13 protein-coding genes and 1 pseudogene are annotated in these 16446 nt (G+C 72.6%); 11 read left to right on the top strand and 3 right to left on the bottom strand.

Annotated elements, in window-relative coordinates:
- The first annotated feature begins 7 nt into the window (after positions 1-7).
- From Sri02f_RS38030 to Sri02f_RS38020, 3 genes are all read left to right on the top strand, one after another.
- Positions 8-613, top strand: coding sequence for a YdbC family protein (locus tag Sri02f_RS38030; RefSeq protein ID WP_109005892.1), 606 nt, complete (start codon positions 8-10; stop codon positions 611-613).
- 118 nt (positions 614-731) lie between these two features.
- A complete protein-coding gene (locus Sri02f_RS38025; protein ID WP_109005867.1) occupies positions 732-1409 on the top strand; it encodes a histidine phosphatase family protein in 678 nt (225 codons plus the stop codon).
- The gene (locus Sri02f_RS38020) at positions 1406-2314 is read left to right on the top strand and encodes an ADP-ribosylglycohydrolase family protein (protein ID WP_109005866.1); all 909 of its coding nucleotides are present in this window, start codon (positions 1406-1408) and stop codon (positions 2312-2314) included. The genes Sri02f_RS38025 and Sri02f_RS38020 overlap by 4 nt, the downstream gene beginning before the upstream one ends.
- A 287-nt stretch (positions 2315-2601) precedes the next feature.
- Here the strand turns inward: Sri02f_RS38020 and Sri02f_RS43945 are convergent.
- A pseudogene (locus Sri02f_RS43945) lies at positions 2602-3064 on the bottom strand (MFS transporter); the annotation flags it as partial.
- Here Sri02f_RS43945 and Sri02f_RS38015 point away from each other — a divergent pair.
- From Sri02f_RS38015 to Sri02f_RS38005, 3 genes are all read left to right on the top strand, one after another.
- Positions 2976-3410 (top strand): TetR-like C-terminal domain-containing protein, encoded by a 435-nt coding sequence (locus tag Sri02f_RS38015; protein WP_307721071.1) that lies wholly within the window; start codon positions 2976-2978, stop codon positions 3408-3410. The pseudogene Sri02f_RS43945 and the gene Sri02f_RS38015 sit on opposite strands and share 89 nt — an antisense overlap.
- 93 nt (positions 3411-3503) lie before the next feature.
- Positions 3504-4205 carry a ribonuclease HII gene (gene rnhB, locus Sri02f_RS38010; RefSeq protein WP_109005865.1) on the top strand — a complete coding sequence of 234 codons (702 nt, stop codon included), beginning with the start codon at positions 3504-3506 and terminating at the stop codon, positions 4203-4205.
- 68 nt (positions 4206-4273) lie between these two features.
- Positions 4274-4909, top strand: a complete 636-nt coding sequence (locus tag Sri02f_RS38005) for a hypothetical protein (RefSeq protein ID WP_109005864.1) — start codon at positions 4274-4276, stop codon at positions 4907-4909.
- Between the two features lie 489 nt (positions 4910-5398).
- Here Sri02f_RS38005 and Sri02f_RS38000 read toward each other — a convergent pair whose 3' ends face one another.
- The gene (locus tag Sri02f_RS38000; protein ID WP_109005863.1) at positions 5399-6019 is read right to left on the bottom strand and encodes a hypothetical protein; all 621 of its coding nucleotides are present in this window, start codon (positions 6017-6019) and stop codon (positions 5399-5401) included.
- Positions 6020-6287: 268 nt separating this feature from the next.
- Complete coding sequence (locus Sri02f_RS37995) at positions 6288-8453, bottom strand: RecQ family ATP-dependent DNA helicase (protein ID WP_109005862.1); 2166 nt, start codon at positions 8451-8453, stop codon at positions 6288-6290.
- A 352-nt stretch (positions 8454-8805) separates the two neighbouring features.
- Between Sri02f_RS37995 and Sri02f_RS41520 the strand changes: the two genes are divergently transcribed.
- From Sri02f_RS41520 to Sri02f_RS37970, 5 genes are all read left to right on the top strand, one after another.
- Positions 8806-8967 carry a hypothetical protein gene (locus Sri02f_RS41520; protein ID WP_159106855.1) on the top strand — a complete coding sequence of 54 codons (162 nt, stop codon included), beginning with the start codon at positions 8806-8808 and terminating at the stop codon, positions 8965-8967.
- 8 nt (positions 8968-8975) lie between these two features.
- The gene (locus Sri02f_RS43375) at positions 8976-10757 is read left to right on the top strand and encodes a DUF4192 domain-containing protein (protein ID WP_245970976.1); all 1782 of its coding nucleotides are present in this window, start codon (positions 8976-8978) and stop codon (positions 10755-10757) included.
- 459 nt (positions 10758-11216) lie between these two features.
- Entirely contained in the window at positions 11217-13136 is a 1920-nt protein-coding gene (locus tag Sri02f_RS37980; RefSeq protein ID WP_245970968.1) for a glycogen debranching N-terminal domain-containing protein, read from the top strand.
- A gap of 140 nt (positions 13137-13276) precedes the next feature.
- Positions 13277-14035 (top strand): NUDIX hydrolase, encoded by a 759-nt coding sequence (locus Sri02f_RS37975; RefSeq protein ID WP_109005860.1) that lies wholly within the window; start codon positions 13277-13279, stop codon positions 14033-14035.
- A 117-nt stretch (positions 14036-14152) separates the two neighbouring features.
- Positions 14153-16366, top strand: coding sequence for an ABC transporter ATP-binding protein (locus Sri02f_RS37970; RefSeq protein ID WP_109005859.1), 2214 nt, complete (start codon positions 14153-14155; stop codon positions 16364-16366).
- The last annotated feature ends 80 nt before the right edge of the window (positions 16367-16446 follow it).

The raw sequence follows: 16446 nt of genomic DNA, 5'->3' as shown, positions 1-16446 counted from the left end.
TGGCGCGGTGCTGGTCAAGTGGATTCGCTGCACCGTGGTGGACCGCCGCGGTTTCGAACGGGGACAGCGAAAGTGGGCGGGGCTTCTGGGGGAGCCGGGGTTCCGGGGGCAGGGCGGGGGCTGGAGCAGGGCACGGCCCTCCGTCGCGCATGTCTTCACGTTCTGGGAGAGCCGCGCCTTCTACGACTCCTTCATGGCCCGCTCCCACGACCGGCTGGCGACGGCCCAGTCGGGCACCTTCAAGGACCCCCAGGTTCGGCTGTTCGACTACCGCTTCGACGTCAAGACGGGCTTCGAGCCCCGCTTCACCGACTCCGACCTGGTGCGGGTCGCCCTCTGCCGGGTCCACGAGGAGCGCGCCGAGCACTTCACGCTCATGCAGGAGAAGGTGTGGAACCCCGCGATGGCCGGCTCTCCCGGCATGATCCGCGGGCTGTTCGCCGAGGGGCCCGGCCCCGAGTTCCTCGTCCTGTCGATGTGGCGCTCGCAGGCCGAGCACGGAAAGTACCGGACGGAACGCGTGGAACGGCTCGCGCTGCGCGCGCAGACGGAGGCCGACGTCTCCTCCCTGACCGGCGACATCGTCGAGCTCGAGGCTGCCTGGACGGTATGAGGGCGCGCTCGTCCGACGTGCGCCGTCCGGGGCCTTCCAGGACAGTATTTGTGTGACCTACGCCGTATGGAGGCCTTACCAGTGCTCGATCGGCCCTCGACCGATCTAGGGTTTTGGCATGGCACGACCACGGCGCATCGTCCTTGTCCGGCACGGGGAGTCAACGGGCAATGTTGATGACACCGTCTACGAGCGTGAACCCGACCACGCACTGGCCCTGACCGAGCGGGGCCGCAGTCAGGCCGAGGAGACCGGAAAGCACCTCCGGGAGGTCTTCGGCCGCGAACGGGTCAGCGTGTACGTCTCCCCCTACCGGCGCACGCACGAGACCCTGCAGGCATTCCACCTCGATCCCGAGCTGATACGGGTGCGCGAGGAGCCCCGGCTGCGCGAGCAGGACTGGGGAAACTGGCAGGACCGCGACGACGTCCAGCTGCAGAAGTCCTATCGCGACGCCTACGGGCACTTCTTCTACCGCTTCGCGCAGGGCGAGAGCGGGGCCGACGTCTACGACCGGGTCGGCGGGTTCCTGGAGAGCCTGTTCCGCAGTTTCGAGGCCCCCGACCACCCGCCGAACGTGCTGCTGGTGACCCACGGCCTGGCGATGCGCCTGTTCTGCATGCGCTGGTTCCACTGGACCGTCGCCGAATTCGAGTCTCTCGCGAACCCGGGGAACGCGGAGATGCGGATGCTCGTTCTCCAGGACGACGACAGGTACGCCCTCGACCGGCCCTTCGACCGCTGGCGGGAACCGGCGCCCTATGGGATCACGGGGGACAGAGTGGGGGAAAGATGACCGCTGACTCCTCTCCCGCCGGGCGCCTGGAGCGTGCCCTGGCCAGCCTGCGCGGCCTCGCCGTGGGCGACGCACTGGGCTCTCAGTTCTTCGTGCCGGTGAACTATCCGCTGCTGCAGCGCCGCGAGCTGCCGCCCGGCCCCTGGCAGTGGACCGATGACACCGAGATGGCCTGTTCCGTGGTGGCGGTCCTGACCGCTCACCACCGCATCGACCAGGATGCGCTGGCCCGCTCCTTCGCCGAGCACCACGACTTCGACCGCGGCTACGGCCCCGCCGTCAACCGGCTGCTCAGGCTCGTCCGGGAGGGCTCCGACTGGCGCGAGCTGTCGTCCGCCCTGTTCAACGGGCAGGGATCCTGGGGCAACGGCGCCGCCATGCGGATCGCGCCCCTGGGCGCCTGGTACGCGGACGACCCCGAGCAGGCGACCCACCAGGCGGAGATCTCCGCCTACCCCACGCATCAGCACCGGGAGGCCGTCGTCGGGGCCATGGCCGTGGCCGCGGCCGCCGCGCTGGCAGGAGCTCCGGACGGGCCGCCCGGAGCCGAGGCCCTGCTCGACGGTGTCATCGCACTGGTCCCGAAGAGCGCCGTGCGGGCGGGCCTCGGCCGTGCCCGGGACATGCTCGACTACGCCGACGCGGGCACCGTCGCGGCCGTGCTGGGCTGCGGCAGGCGCACGTCGGCCCATGACACCGTGCCCTTCGCGCTGTGGTCGGCCGCTCGCGCCCTGGCCGACTACGAGACGGCGTTCTGGACGACCGCGCAGGTGGGCGGGGACGTGGACACCACGTGCGCCATCGTGGGCGGGGTGCTCGCCGCCGGCAAGGCCGGGGCGCCGCCCGTCGCGTGGACGCAGCGGGTGGAGGACCTGCCGGGCTGGGTGTCCACCTCGCCCGTGTGAGGCGACAGCCGGGCGACGGAACGGTAGCGACCGCCCGTTGCGAACTCTGCGTGCTCGACGGGAACTCTGCGTGATGGCTCCGCGTTGTCCGGACGACCGCTGTGCGAGATGTGCCGGCACGGCGGTCGGGAAAGCGGGCGAGAGGGAGGGGGCGGAGTGTGCGGTTTGTGCTGTTCATGATCATGCTCTGGGCCCGGGGAGGCCGGGCGGGCCGACCAGGGAGCGGGGGACGCGCCTCCGCTGTGCGCGGTGGCGACACCCCGGGCGCGGCCCGTCGAGCCGTTCGGTCAGGCCGCCACGGGGTTCGCCGTGCCGGACAGCGCCTCCAGGTCGCTCTTGCGGACCCGGATCACGAACCAGGCGGTCGCCAGAGCGAGGACGGTCATCCCGGAGGCGGGGGCGAAAGCCGAGGAGATGCCGTGGGCGAGCATCTCGTGCCCCCAGGGCGCGGGCAGTTGACGCGTCCGGGCGGAACTCGGCCTTCTGTTCCGCCGAGCCCGCGGCGAGGAACTTGGGCAGTTGCTTCGTCGCCTCGTCCTTGGCGGCCGAGCCGAAGACGGTCGTCAGGATGGACAGACCGAGCGAACGTCCCACCTGCTGCATGGCGTTGAGCAGGCTGGAGGCGGCGCCGGCCTCGTGCGGGGCGACGCCCGCCACTGCGGTGACCGTCGCCGTCACGAAGTTCAGTCCCATCCCGAATCCGAAGATCGGCATCGGCCCGAGCGCGCCGCCGGCAGAGGAGCTGTCCGTCCTGCCGGCGCTGTGCCGCGACGTGCGCGACGTGATGTTCTCCCGGCTAGGCCTGGCGCTGCGCTCAGTGATTCACGAATGCGATCCACTCCAGGCGGAGCGCTTCCAGGTCCTGATCTTCGAGGGCGTGGTCGAGCCGACGGTCAGGCTCCTCCATGACGTCATCAGCAGGGAAATCGGGAGGGGTGAGGTGCGAGCCGACGCGGCGAACAGTTATGTCTTCGACGCCGTACCGGCCGTGATGATGTACCGCTCGAAGATATGCGCCTGCGAATGGAGTGATCGCGAACTCGAGGAGACGGTGGACCGGCTCATGCTGCCCCTGCTGCGGCCGGGCGCGCCCTGAGCGCGGTGCCGACGTCGATGCGGCCGGTCCGAGGGAGATCGGGACCGACCGGGGTGTCGCGACGGGAGGGAGGCGGCGTAATCTAAGGGCGCCATGCCGTACGAACCACCCACTCACACCGTCGAGCGCTCCCTTCGCGCCACGACCGGAGCCAAGGTCATTGCCGGCGTCGACGAGGTGGGCCGCGGTGCGTGGGCCGGACCCGTCACCGTCTGCGCGGCCGTCACCGGACTCCGTCGACCTCCCATAGGCCTCACCGATTCCAAGCTGCTCACCGTCAAGCGTCGCAATGAGCTTTCCGAGGAGCTGCTGAAGTGGGTGACGTCCTACGCCCTGGGGCACGCGTCGCCCGAGGAGATCGACGATCTCGGGATGACAGCCGCACTGCGGCTCGCCGCCGGCCGCGCTCTGGAGGCTCTCCCGGTCCGCCCGGACGCGGTGATCCTCGACGGGAAGCACGACTACCTCGGTTCGCCCTGGCGGGTCCGCACGGTGATCAAGGGCGACCAGTCGTGCGTGGCGGTCGCGGCGGCCTCGGTGATCGCCAAGGTCCGGCGCGACAAAATGATGGCCGAACTGGGTGCCGAACATGCAGACTTCGGCTTTGCGGCCAACGCCGGGTATCCGTCGCCCGTGCACAAGGCCGCACTGGAGGAGCGGGGGCCCACCCCGTACCACCGGTTGTCGTGGGCGTATCTTGATGCGCTGCCCCAGTGGCGGCACCTCAAGAAGGCCCGCAGCTGGGCGAACGAAAGCGTTCCGGAGGTCGAAGGCCAACTCGGTTTCGACTTCTGACCGTTCCGGTCGCACTGATGTGCCACCCGCTGGCGCGTGCCGCACCAAAGTTTGATAGACAACAGCTCATGCCTCTCATTCCCGAGGAGCCTCAGATTCACGAGAGTGCCCAGGGTCCCCGCGCCACTCCGGCCAGCGGCCGCATCGCGCCGACCCCTCGACCTGTACCCGGACCCCGTCCCGCGGCTCCGTCGCGTCCCGGTCGTCCCGGACCCCTCCGGCCCACGCCGCCGGCGCAACGCGCGCCGCGTGACACGGCCGCCAAGCCCGGGCCTTCGGCCCCGGCCGCTCCCGCCGCCGCGCCTGCTCCGGCGAGTGCTCAGGTCCAGCTGATCCCGGCCTCGGCCGAGGGCGCGCTGGACGCCGCCGAGGAGGCCGTGGACCTCCTCCTGGAATCCGGACGCGCTCCGGGGGACGTGCTGGTGGTCACCACCGGCGAACTGCACCCCTGGGCCGCTCACGAGCTGTCCTTCGGCGAAGCGTCCTACTGGGCGCAGCACGACGCCGGGGATGACGTCTTCTACGCCGATGCCGCCGCGGTGACCCGAGCGGGCGTGCGTCCGGTCGTCGTCGTCGCCGTCAACAGCGGATCCGACACCGTCGCCGCCACCGCTCTGCCGCTGGCCCTCGCGCGGGCCTCGGCCCTGCTGATCGTCTGCGGCGACCCGCAGCAGATCAACGGGGTACTGGGCGCGGGCGTCTGACCCGGTTCCGGTAGGCCGCGAGGTCCGGAGCCCAGAGAGGCGTCGCTGCTGCGGCGCCTCTTCGGTGTGCCCGGAAAGGGGGGCGCTTCCAAAGGCGGGCCTTCCCGGTGGTGGCCGTGGGAACCTGATTCCTTGCCGTCCCGGCCCGGTCCGGTCCCGGCCTCGGCCCGCGCCCTGGTGCCGTCGCCGTCGTGATCGCCGTCGTCGTTCCCGTCTGCGTCTGTCTTTGCGTCTGGGTCCATCCCCGCTTCGGCACCTGGTCCCGTCGCCGTCCCCGCCTGCGTCCCAGTCCCGTCGCTGTCCCCGATGGCTCTTCGTCGCCGTCGGCAGGGTCTCGTTCTGGACTGCCGCCGCGCTCCTGCGCCGTGCTCCTGCCGCCGCGCGCGTGTGGCGGCTCAGGCCGTGAGCTGGCGGGTCATGCTCCTCGGCGCTGGTCTCGGCGGGCGGGAGTACGGAGCCGCGAAAACCTTTCGGGCAACCGGTCGCCGTTCAGCGGGCGGCCGCGCGACGCATCACCTCGGAGGCGGAGCCGCCGGTGCGGGGGAGCGGCGGCGGAGCCTCGGACAGGGCGAAGGGCTCCGGAGTCGAATCCGCGTTGGGCCGTCGGCCCCCGCGTCCCTCGCCGAGGACCTGCCAACCGTCCCGGGTGAGAGTGATGTACGCCCCGCAGCGCAGGCCGTGCAACGTACAGGCGTCCCGCAGGCCCCACATCCACGCCCCGTCCTCCTCCGTCCAGCGTGCGTCGCCGTCGCGGCAGTAGAGCAGCACGGCGGTACGCACGGGAGTGCGCAGACGCAGGTCGTGGGGTATGACCCGGCGTAGCTGGGCGAGCAGGGCGTTGCGGAACACCCAGCCGTCACTCGACGCCTGGCGCCGGGTGAACGAAGCGCTGGCCCGCACCCGTTCGTCCGGGTCGAGGACGGCCACGATCGCCGTCGTCGGCCCCGGCCGGTGCCGCGAGTGCAGTCCGCTGACGACTTCCCGTGGGTTGCGCAGCAGGGGTATCCCGGCCGCGGCCCATTCGGCAGGCTCGAGCAAGCGGGTGGCGGAGGCGGCGGACGTGGACGTCGACAACGAAGCCGCCGAGGACGGAGCGAATCCGAAGGTCACGATCCTCCCTTCGGCTACGGCCCACACTGCGGGCGGGTCGGATTCGGGGGAGCGCACGCCGCAGCAGAGCCCAACCGGACTACGGACCGAGCCGTGCGGGGAGCGGACTTCAATTCTTCCTGCCGAACTTGGATGCGGCAACGAGCAATTGGGGCCACCGACCGTTATGTGGCGGTGAGTGGCTTATATCCCTACCCAGTGATTCACGGAAGGATGCGTGAGTCGACGTTCAAGCCTTGTACGTGCCTCAGAGATCAGGGATTCGACGTCAGCCTTGCATGGCCAGCACCAATGGCAACACCCCCTGCGCGCCGGCCCGCCGGAGCATCCGGGCCGCCACCGCGAGTGTCCAGCCCGTCTCGGTGTAGTCGTCCACGAGCAGAACCGGCCCCGGGTTCTCGGCGAGAGCGGCAGCGAGGGCCGGCGGCACCTGCAACATGCCGTCGAGCGCCTTGAGGCGTTGGGCGCTGTTGCTCCGGGAGAGCGGCGAGGCGTCGGCGGTGTATTCCACCGCACCCAGCAGGGGCAGCCGGCCGACGTCCGCGATCCGCGCGCCCAGCGAGTGGACCAGCCGCGGCCGCGTGCGGGAGGCGACGGTGACCACCCCGACCGGGCGCGGTGAGGCGTCGGCCGCTCCGGAGGCCCAACCGCCGGGCCCCTTCGCCCAGTCCGCCAGCACGTCCACCACGGCCCGGGCCACATCGTCCGGAACCTGCCCGTCCGGCGCCTGGGGGGTCAGCATCGGGCGCAGCCGGTTCCCCCAGCCGATGTCCGAAAGGCGCCCCAGGGCCCGCCCGGTCGCGGCCTGCTCGGTCGCCGGAATACGCCCCTTGAGGTCCAAGCCGATCGCCGCCAGGCCGGTCGGCCACATCCGGCGGGGCTCCACCTCCACGCCCGCGCGGCCCAGGTCCACCCGCGCGGCGTCCAGGGCGGCCGAGGAGGTGTCGGCGGTGTAGCGCGCTCCCGCGCAGTTGTCGCATCGTCCGCACGGCTTGGCGCCGTCGTCGTCGAGCTGGCGTTGGAGGAACTCCATCCGGCAGTCCGTCGTGGACGCGTACTGCCGCATCGCCTCCTGTTCGGTCCTGCGCTGGCGCGCGACCCACTCGTACCGCTCGGTGTCGTACCGCCACGGCTGCCCGGTCGACAGCCAGCCGCCCTTGACCCGCTTGACCGCCCCGTCCACGTCGAGGACCTTGAGCATGGTCTCCAGACGGGAGCGGCGCAGTTCCACCAAGGGTTCCAGGGCGGGCAACGACACGGGCCGTTCCGCGTGCGCGAGGACGTCCAGAGTGCGGCGCACCAGGTCTTCGGGCGGGAAGGCGAGCGAGGCGAAGTACTCCCAGATGGCTTCGTCCTCCCGTCCTGGCAGCAGCAGCACCTCCGCGTGCTCGACACCTCGTCCGGCTCGGCCCACCTGCTGGTAGTACGCGATGGGAGAGGACGGCGAGCCGAGATGCACGACGAAGCCCAGGTCGGGCTTGTCGAAGCCCATACCGAGAGCGGAGGTCGCGACCAGCGCCTTCACCTTGTTGGCCAGCAGATCCTCCTCCGCCTGCTGCCGGTCGGCGTTCTCGGTGCGGCCCGTGTACGAGGCGACGACATGACCGCGCTGCCGCAGGAAGGCGGTGACCTCCTCCGCGGCTGCCACGGTGAGCGTGTAGACGATTCCGGAGCCGGGAAGTTCGTCGAGATGGTCGGCGAGCCAGGCCATCCGGTGCGCGGCGTCCGGCAGCCGCAGCACGTTCAGGCTGAGGCTCTCGCGATCCAGCGGGCCACGCAGCACCAAGGCGTCCGAGGCGCCCCCGGTGCCGAGCTGTTCGGCGACGTCGGCGGTCACACGCGCATTCGCGGTGGCGGTCGTGGCGAGGACCGGCACGCCCGGCGGAAGGTCGGTGAGCATGGTCCGCAGCCGGCGGTAGTCCGGCCGGAAGTCATGGCCCCAGTCGGAGATGCAGTGGGCCTCGTCGACCACGAGCAGCCCGGTCGCTGCAGCCAGCGCGGGCAGCACCTGGTCACGGAAGTCCGGGTTGTTCAGCCGTTCCGGACTGACCAGCAGGACGTCGACCTCGCCTGCGGCGATCTCGCTCTGCACGGTCTCCCACTCCTCCGTGTTCGAGGAGTTGATGGTCCGGGCACGGATACCGGCCCGGGCCGCGGCCTCGACCTGGTTGCGCATCAGGGCGAGCAGCGGGGAGACGATCACTGTGGGTCCGGAGCCACGGGCGCGGAGCAGGGAGGTCGCCACGAAGTAGACCGCGGACTTCCCCCATCCCGTCCGCTGGACCACCAGGGCCCGGCGCCGGTCGGCGACCAGCGCCTCGATCGCCCGCCACTGATCCTCGCGCAGCCGGGCCACACCCGAGGCGTCGCCGACGAGGCGGGCGAGGACGGCGTCGGCGTCGGCCCGGAGATCCGTGTTGCTCGTGTGCTCCATGCCTCCATACAACAGGACGGCGCTGACAATCCGGTCACGGCCGTTGGGGGAGCGGGGTCCTCGGCTGGTTCCAGGCCCGACGAGCCAGTCTGCCTGGCATGTCCGTGATCGGAGTTATCCACAGGTCGAGCAGGATTTCGGCATTCGCGAGATCGTCTGCGCATGACGAATCACAGCGAATCCACTGGATCACCCGAAAACGGCGACATCACCCCACGTGACGATCGGGACGCACAGCACGCGCAGCACGCACGGGCCGCTCAGGACACCTCGCGGGAGGCGAGCGCTTCGGGAGCACCGGACGCATCCGGCGGCCCGGACGGGCGGGACGAGCGGGACCGGAAAGGGCGGCTTGACGGAGACCGCCGAGGGGACGGAGGCCTCGAAGAAGGGGGTGGACCAGGAGACGTCGGCTCCGGCGAAGACGAGCCCATGGGCTACCGAGCCCATGGAGCTCATGGAGGCCATGGAGGTGACGGGCGTGGCGGCGGCGACGGAGGTCCTTCCTATGTGAGTCACCCGATGTACGAAGGCGAGGCCGAGTACGGCACCGCTCAGACCGCCCATCAGGTCACCCTGCGCTCCCCGGACGAACTGGCCGATGCGCTGCCCTATCTGCTCGGGTACCGGCCGGAGGACAGCATCGTTCTGGTGGCCCTGCACGACCGCGGCGGACGAGGGCGGTTCGGAGGCCGCGCCCGGCTCGGCATCCCCGCGAACCCCGACGACTGGGGCGCCGTCGCGCAGCAGCTGGCTCAGGGCCTGGTCAAGGGCAGCGAACGCCGAGGCAACCGCCCCGCCCAGATGGTGGCCTACCTCTGTCAGGAGCCGGAGAGGGGAGAGACGGGCCGCCAGGTCATGGAACGGCTGAAACCGCTGGCTGAGCAGCTGCGTCTCGCATGCGGTCGTCTCGACATCCCGGTGATCGAAGCGCTGTGCATTGCGGACGGCCATTTCTGGTCGTACTGCTGCGCGGGCGAGGGCTGCTGCCCGGTCGAGGGCGTCCCGATGGGCCTGCCCGGCACCTCCGTGCTGGCCGCGGCCGCGACCTACGCGGGAATCCAGGTCCGAGGCACCCTGCGCGAACTGCGGGCCCGGCTGCAGCCGTTGGATACCGGCGCGGCGCAGGAGCAGGAGGTCGCCCTGGACACCGTCGCCATGGCGCTCGTCCCGAGGATCCTCGACGACGCGACCCGCGGGGCGGTGGCCGCCGAGACGCTTCAACTGGCCGGACGGGTCATGGGGCGCCTGGCCGTAGCGCCCGCGGTGCCGGGCGTGCTTCTCGCCGATCACCGGGACGACGAGCTGCTCGGATGCGACGAGGCCGCGGCTCTGATCCTCGGCCTTCAGGATCGCGTGACGCGCGACCGGGCGGCCGAGTGGATGGAGGGCGACGAGGCTGCTCCCGCGCTGCGCCTGTGGCGAGCGCTGGCACGGCGGTGCGTCGGACCCTACGGAGAACACGCGGCTGCGCCGCTGACTCTGGCCGGCTGGGTGGCGTGGTCCGGCGGCGACGAACTCGAAGCGAGGGAGGCGTTCGCCATGGCGTTGGGCGCGGACCCGGCGTATCTCTTCGCCCGACTGCTGCATCAGGCGTGCAACGAAGGCCTCGACCCCGAGTCGGTGCGACGTTGCCTGCGCGCCGAACGCGAAGGACGCGCACGGCGCGCAGGGGCGGAGAGTCCGGCCGGGGACGCGCCGACCGTAGGAGCCGCGTGGCCCCCGGACACGACGGCCATCGGCGCGACGTGCGGGACGGGCGCCGCAGGGGCGACCGCCGAGAACGCCGCGACCGCCGGGACCGCGGAGACCGCCGGGACCGCGGAGAACGACGCGACCGGTGAGAACAATTCGACCGGTAAGACAGGCGAGACAGGCGAGACAGGCGAGACCGTCGCGAACGGCTGGGCCGGCGATCCGCACGACGGGGACGACGTCGGTGCAACCGACGGCACGGTCCGCCCCCGCGACGTGAGGGACGCAGCGGACTCCGAGGCGCCCGGTTCACGGGTGGGCCCGCCGGCGCCACTGACGACCTCCGCGCGCCCGACTGCCCGCCGACGCCGCCGTCCCCGTCCCACCGCTGCTGGGGCGGGCCCTGCGCAGGCTACGGAAGGGGGTGTTGAAGGACCGGAGGCGGAGGATCTCCGCTCCCGCCCGACACGGACGCACGCGACACGCCCCACTGCTCCGAGCCGTGCAGGGTCCCGGACGCGCCCTGGAGGAAAACCCTCCGCTCGGCATCATGGCCAGGGCGTGGAAGACGCGCGGTCCCGCACGGGCGAAACCCCAGGCATGTTCTGAGGGCTGGACGGGCGGCTTCCCTGTCGGCTCCCTGCCGGTTCCCTGGCCGGTCCGGGTGGCTTTCGCGACCAGCCGTGCTCCGGCCCCGGTCCGCCGTTCACGGGGGCGACCGCCATTCGGTGGGGCCTGTGGGCCCGGGGCGTGACCTGGGGGAGTCCCGCCCCGTTCACCTGAGTGGCGGAACGCCCGCACGGGGCACGCCGCCACAGCTCACCCGCCCTGCCGGAGCCTTCCATCAGGCCTCGACCACGCCCGAGGCGCACAGAGAGCAGAAGAAGTCATCGCATGCATCAGCCGACTCCGCCCTCCGCCGCCGACGAAGACGTCCGCCCGCCCCGGTTCCTTCAGCCACCTGGCACAGTCGGTCGCCCGTCAGCGTCTGCGGCCAGAGGCAGCGCCCCACCGCCCGTCTCGTCGGCCCCGCCGCGCATCGCGGGCCTGCCGCCTGCTCACACGGCGATGATCTGTGTCGCTCTGCCCGGCCTCGTCATCTCGACGGAACAGGGGCAACTCACAGGACACGGCCTGGAGGGCTTCTACCGGGCGGGCCGGAGGGTCCTGTCCCGTTGCCGGCTGAGGGTGGCAGGACGCGAACCTCTCGTGGTCCAGGCCCGGATGACCTTGGCCGACTCCGCGCGCTTCGTCGGCACCTTGCGTGTCACTCCGCACGGCGGCCCGGACCCGGACGTGATCGTCGAGCGGATCCGGTCCGCGGACGGCACGGAGCGGATCACCCTGCGCAGTACGGCCGCCCGTCCGCTGCGCCTCCCGGTCGAGGTGGCCCTCGGGACCGACCTGGCCGACCTCGGGGCGATCGCCGCCGGCGCCGCCGGTCCCGAACTGCCCGCCAGCGTCTACGACTCGGGGCTGCGCTGGTCCTGTGCCGCCGGGACATCGAGCGTCAGCGCCGACCCCCCGCCCGCCGACGCGATCGCGTCCGCGGGACTGCTGCGCTGGGGATTCGACGTGCCACCCGGCGGCAGCGTCTGCGTGGAGCTGCGAATCCGCCTGGACGGCGCGGGTCCCGTCCGCGCCGTCGGCCGTGCGGCGACAAGCCCCCTGGCGCCCGCGCACGCCACGGGCGACGACCCGCGCGTCCGGGCCCTGCTGGCCACGAGCGTCCAGGATCTGCAGGCCCTGCTCGTGCGCGACCCCGAGCGCCCCGCGGACACCCACCTCGCGGCCGGCGCCCCCTGGCGCTGCGGTCTGGCCCCGGCCGAGGCGCTCGCCGCGGCCCGAATGACGCTGCCCCTGGGCACCCGTCTCGCCGCGGGCACGCTGCGCACCCTCGCCCGCACCCAGGTCACCCTGCCGGGACCGCGGTGCGGCATGATCCCCGGCCCGCGGCGCGACGCGGGCGTGCACCTGCCGCCGGCCTGTACGGGGACGGAGGCCACACTGCTCTTCCCGGTGGTTCTCGCGGAGGCCCGCCGATGGGGTCTGCCCGACAGCGAGACGGAGGAACTGCTGCCGGCGGCCGAACGCTGTCTGACCTGGCTGCGCACCTCGGTCGGCGACGGGCCCTACCTGCGGGACCCGCTGCCCAACGGCCCCGTCCGCTGCGACACCCAGGCCCATGCCCACCGTGCCGCGCTGCTCGGCGCCGATCTGCTCGACGCCTGTGGCGGTCCGGGCCACGGCGGGCTGCGGGAGTGGGCCCGGACGGCGCGCGCGGTGTTCCGTCGGGACTTCTGGATCGACGACCGGGCAGGCGGCCGACCCGCGGCCGCCCTCGGCCCCGACGGGCGGCCGCTGCCCCACCTCTGCGCGACCACCGTCCACATCCTCGACACCGGGCTGCTCGGGGGCGGCGTCCACGCGCCGGGGCTGCTGGACAAGGTGCAGACCGAACAACTGGCCCGGCTGCTCGGCAGCCCCGCCATGGATTCGGGCTGGGGGCTCCGCGGCCTCGGCGCGAAGGAGGCCGGCCACAACCCCTTCGGCCATCGCAGCGGCGCCGTCCGGGTGTACGAGACGGCGATCGCCGTCGCGGGACTGGCGGCCACGGGCTTCGAGAAGGAGAGCGTGGCCCTGTTGCGAGGCGTACTGGCGGCCGCCGACGCCTTCGGCCATCGCCTCCCGGAGATGTATGCGGGGGAGCAGCGCGGAGACGGAAGCGCGCCCCTTCCTCATCCGGCCGCCTGCCGTCCCGCCGCCACCGCGGCGGCCGCCGGGGTCCTGCTGCTGACCACGCTCGTCGGCGTCCGGCCCGACGCCCCGGCCGGAACCGTCACCCTGCGTCCCCTGCCCAGCGCGCCCCTGGGCGAGGTCGGTCTGACGGGTCTGCGGGTCGCCGGCGCGCCCTTCTCCGTACGGGTCAGTCGGCTCGGACTCGCCATGGTGGAGGAGGCGGCCGAAGGGCTTCAACTGGGAGTGTGAACCCATGTGACCTCGGACGACGTGGAGCAGGGCGGACGGCAGCCCGAACGGCGATGGCCGTGCTGGACGGCAGCGGATCAGGCATCGATGCGACCGGCGAAAGGAGTGTTTATCGTCAGGGAGACGACTATGATCACCGCATGCCCTACGACCCGTCAGCCTTTCCGCCTTTCGCCGTCACCGTGGACCTGGTCGTGCTGACCGTGCGCCGTCACGCCCTGTGCGCGCTGGCGGTGCGCAGGGGTGAGTCGCCCTACAAGGGGCGATGGGCGCTGCCCGGCGGCTTCGTGCGGGCCGACGAGGACCTGACGCAGGCCGCGGCGCGTGAACTGGCCGAGGAGACCGGTCTGCACGCCCACGATGCCTCGGCCTCCGCCCAGGACAACGGCGCCCACCTGGAGCAGCTCGCCACCTACGGCGACCCCGGGCGCGACCCCCGGATGCGCGTCGTCAGCGTCGCGCACCTGGCGCTCGCCCCGGACCTCCCGGCTCCGCGAGCGGGCGGCGACGCCAGCAACGCGCGCTGGGCGCCCGTCGAGGAACTGCTGGAGCAGGGAGGACACGGCCGCGACGGCGGGACGGAGGCGCCGCTCGCCTTCGATCATGCGCAGATCCTCGCGGACGGGGTGGAACGAGCCCGCTCCAAGATCGAGTACTCGTCCCTCGCGACCGCGTTCTGCCCCACGGAGTTCACGGTCGGCGAACTGCGCCGCGTGTACGAGGCGGTGTGGGGCGTGGCACTCGACCCGCGCAACTTCCACCGCAAGGTGACGGGCACGCCCGGCTTCCTGGTCCCCACCGGCGGCACCACCACCAGGCAGGGCGGCCGCCCCGCCCAGCTCTTCCGCGCGGGCGGCGCGACGCTGCTCAACCCGCCGATGCTGCGGCCCGAGGTCTGACAGCGGACCGCCGCGGAGACCCGCGCGCGGGAGCGGTGCACGGCAGGCCGGGCACGCTTGCGCGCCCGACCGTGCGGTGAACGGAAAAAACGGACATAGCGCGCTATCTTGCTTCGGGTGATCCAGGCCTTCGGACTGACCAGCAATTCCCGCAAGGCGCTTCCGCCCGCCGTCGACGACGTCTCCTTCGAGGCGCGCGCGGGCCGCGTCACCGTGCTGCTCGGGGCGCCGGGCGCGGGCAAGACCACCGTGCTGAGACTGATGCTCGAACTCCAACAGGGCCGTGGCCTCGCCTACTTCAGAGGCCGCCCCCTGCACCGCATCGCGCAGCCCTCGCGCGAGGTCGGCGTCCTCCTGGGTGATGTGCCGGGGCATCCCGCGCGCACGGTCCGCGGTCATCTGCGCATGCTGTGCGCGGCCGCCGGCGTCCCGGTCCGGCGGGCCGACGAGGTGCTGGAGGTCGTCGGTCTGGTCAGCCTGCGCGACGAGCGCCTCGGCGCCCTCTCCCGCGGCGTCGACCGGCGGCTCGGTCTGGCCTGCGCGCTTCTCGCCGATCCGCACACTCTCGTCCTCGACGATCCCGCCGACGGCCTCTCCGGGCGGGAGAGCCGTTGGCTGTTCGGCATGCTGCGCGCACACGCTGCCCAGGGCGGCACGGTCCTGACGACCACGGCCGACCCCAAGGAGGCGGCCCGCACCGCCGACCGCGTCGTCACTCTCGACCGGGGCAGGCTCGTCGCCGATCAGGAAGCCGCCGACTTCGCCCGCACCCGGCTGCGCCCCCGGGTGGCTGTACGCACCCCCCACGCCGCGCGCCTGGCCGCCCTGCTCACCCAGGAGGCCCGGGCCGGACGACGCTCGGTCGAGGTCGTGCAGGAGGACGGCAACCGGCTCTCCGTGTACGGCAGCACGTGCGCCCACGTCGGTGAGACGGCTTTCCGGCACGGCGTCCTGGTCCATCAACTGGCCGACGAGACAGGGGACATGGGTCCGGGAGCCGGGGCGGACGCGGTGGCCGGGGCGGTCGCGGTGGCCGGGACGGATGCGGGGGCTTCGCTCTCCGTGTGCGCCGAAGCCGGGTCGCGCCTCTCGGGGGCCGCGCAGCCGGGGCCGACGTCCGGCGAGCGAGCCGTCGTCGGCGTCTTCCCGAAGGGTTCGGACGGCCTGGAGTCGTCCGAGGGCGCCGGTGTCGAGGGCGACGCGCGGAAGGCCGCTGCCGCCGTCGCGACGGAGGCGTCCGACAGCGAACCGGCCCCGTTCTCCGTGACCGCGACGCACCGGCCGGCGGAGGGGCCTTCTTCGGACGTTTCCCAGGCCGGGGCGGGCGGCTCCCGGACCGGTCCCGCAGCGGCGGGCGAGGACGGCGCGAGCCCGGACGCGCCGAGCGCGACCTCCTCGGCCCTCGCGGCGTCGACCACGACCGCGTCTCTCGCCGTGGAGGAGCGTCGCCCCGCCGCCGCACCGCTCGTCCTGCCGTCCGCCCGGCGCACCCCGCGGGCCTCCGCCGCGCGCGGTCCCGACGCCCTGCCGGACCTGCCGCCCCCCATCTCCGTATGTTCCGCTCCCGGTCCCCTGCGGCCCCTGCGTTACGAACTCCGCCGCGCCACCGGGATCAGCACCGGCTTCGTCACCGGTGCCGTCGTGCTGCTCGTCTCCGCCCTCACCGCCCTGCTCCTGGCCCACGCCGGCCACACCCGGCAGTCACGTCTGCTGGCCGCGTGGCCCGTGGATCTGCCGCTCCCGCCGGCGGCGCTCGGCGCCGGGCTGCTCGGCGCGCTGGCCTTCGGTGACGAGTTCCGCCACCCCGCCCTGGCCGCGGACCGAGGCACCGTGCCCCGCAGGCTCGGGGTGCTCACCGCCAAGCTCCTCGTCGCCGCCTTCACCGCCCTGATGCTCGCCTTTCTCACGGTGGGCTGCGACGCCGAAGTGCTCTATCTCGTCTACGGACGGGAGCTCGCGCGAGTTCCCGCCGACTGGATGGCGCTGAGCGCGGGTTGGCTCGCACTCGTGGTCGGCTGCGCCTGGGCCGGTGTGCTGGCCGCCGGTGTCTTCCGTTCCACCACGGCCGGGCTGGCGGCGGTGGTGGCCGTGCCGGTGGTCGTCGTGCCCGTCGTACAGCAGCTCGTGGGGAGCACGTCCGTGCGGACGGCGGCCGGTCTGGCCGTGCGGTTGCGGGAGACGCTCCTGGTGCAGTGGCCCTTCGGGGGAGAGCGGTACCTGGCGGCCGCGGCACGCGTGATCGCCCAACCTGTCGGCGGGGCAATGACCTTGTCCCTCACCGCCCTGGTGTGCGCGTATGTGCTCACCACACTACGCAGCAAGGTCCGGTGACGACCGTCCCCGGCCGATCCCGTCCTGGCATGTGCGCAACTCCCCACAGAAAGCCCGTTTCTTTCCGATAAGGCGTCAAT

Origin of the sequence: Streptomyces rishiriensis (assembly GCF_003112535.1) — a bacterium.
Lineage (GTDB): Bacteria > Actinomycetota > Actinomycetes > Streptomycetales > Streptomycetaceae > Streptomyces > Streptomyces rishiriensis.
Note: the sequence above shows the minus strand (reverse complement) of the source record. Positions and strands in the feature narration are given on the sequence as shown.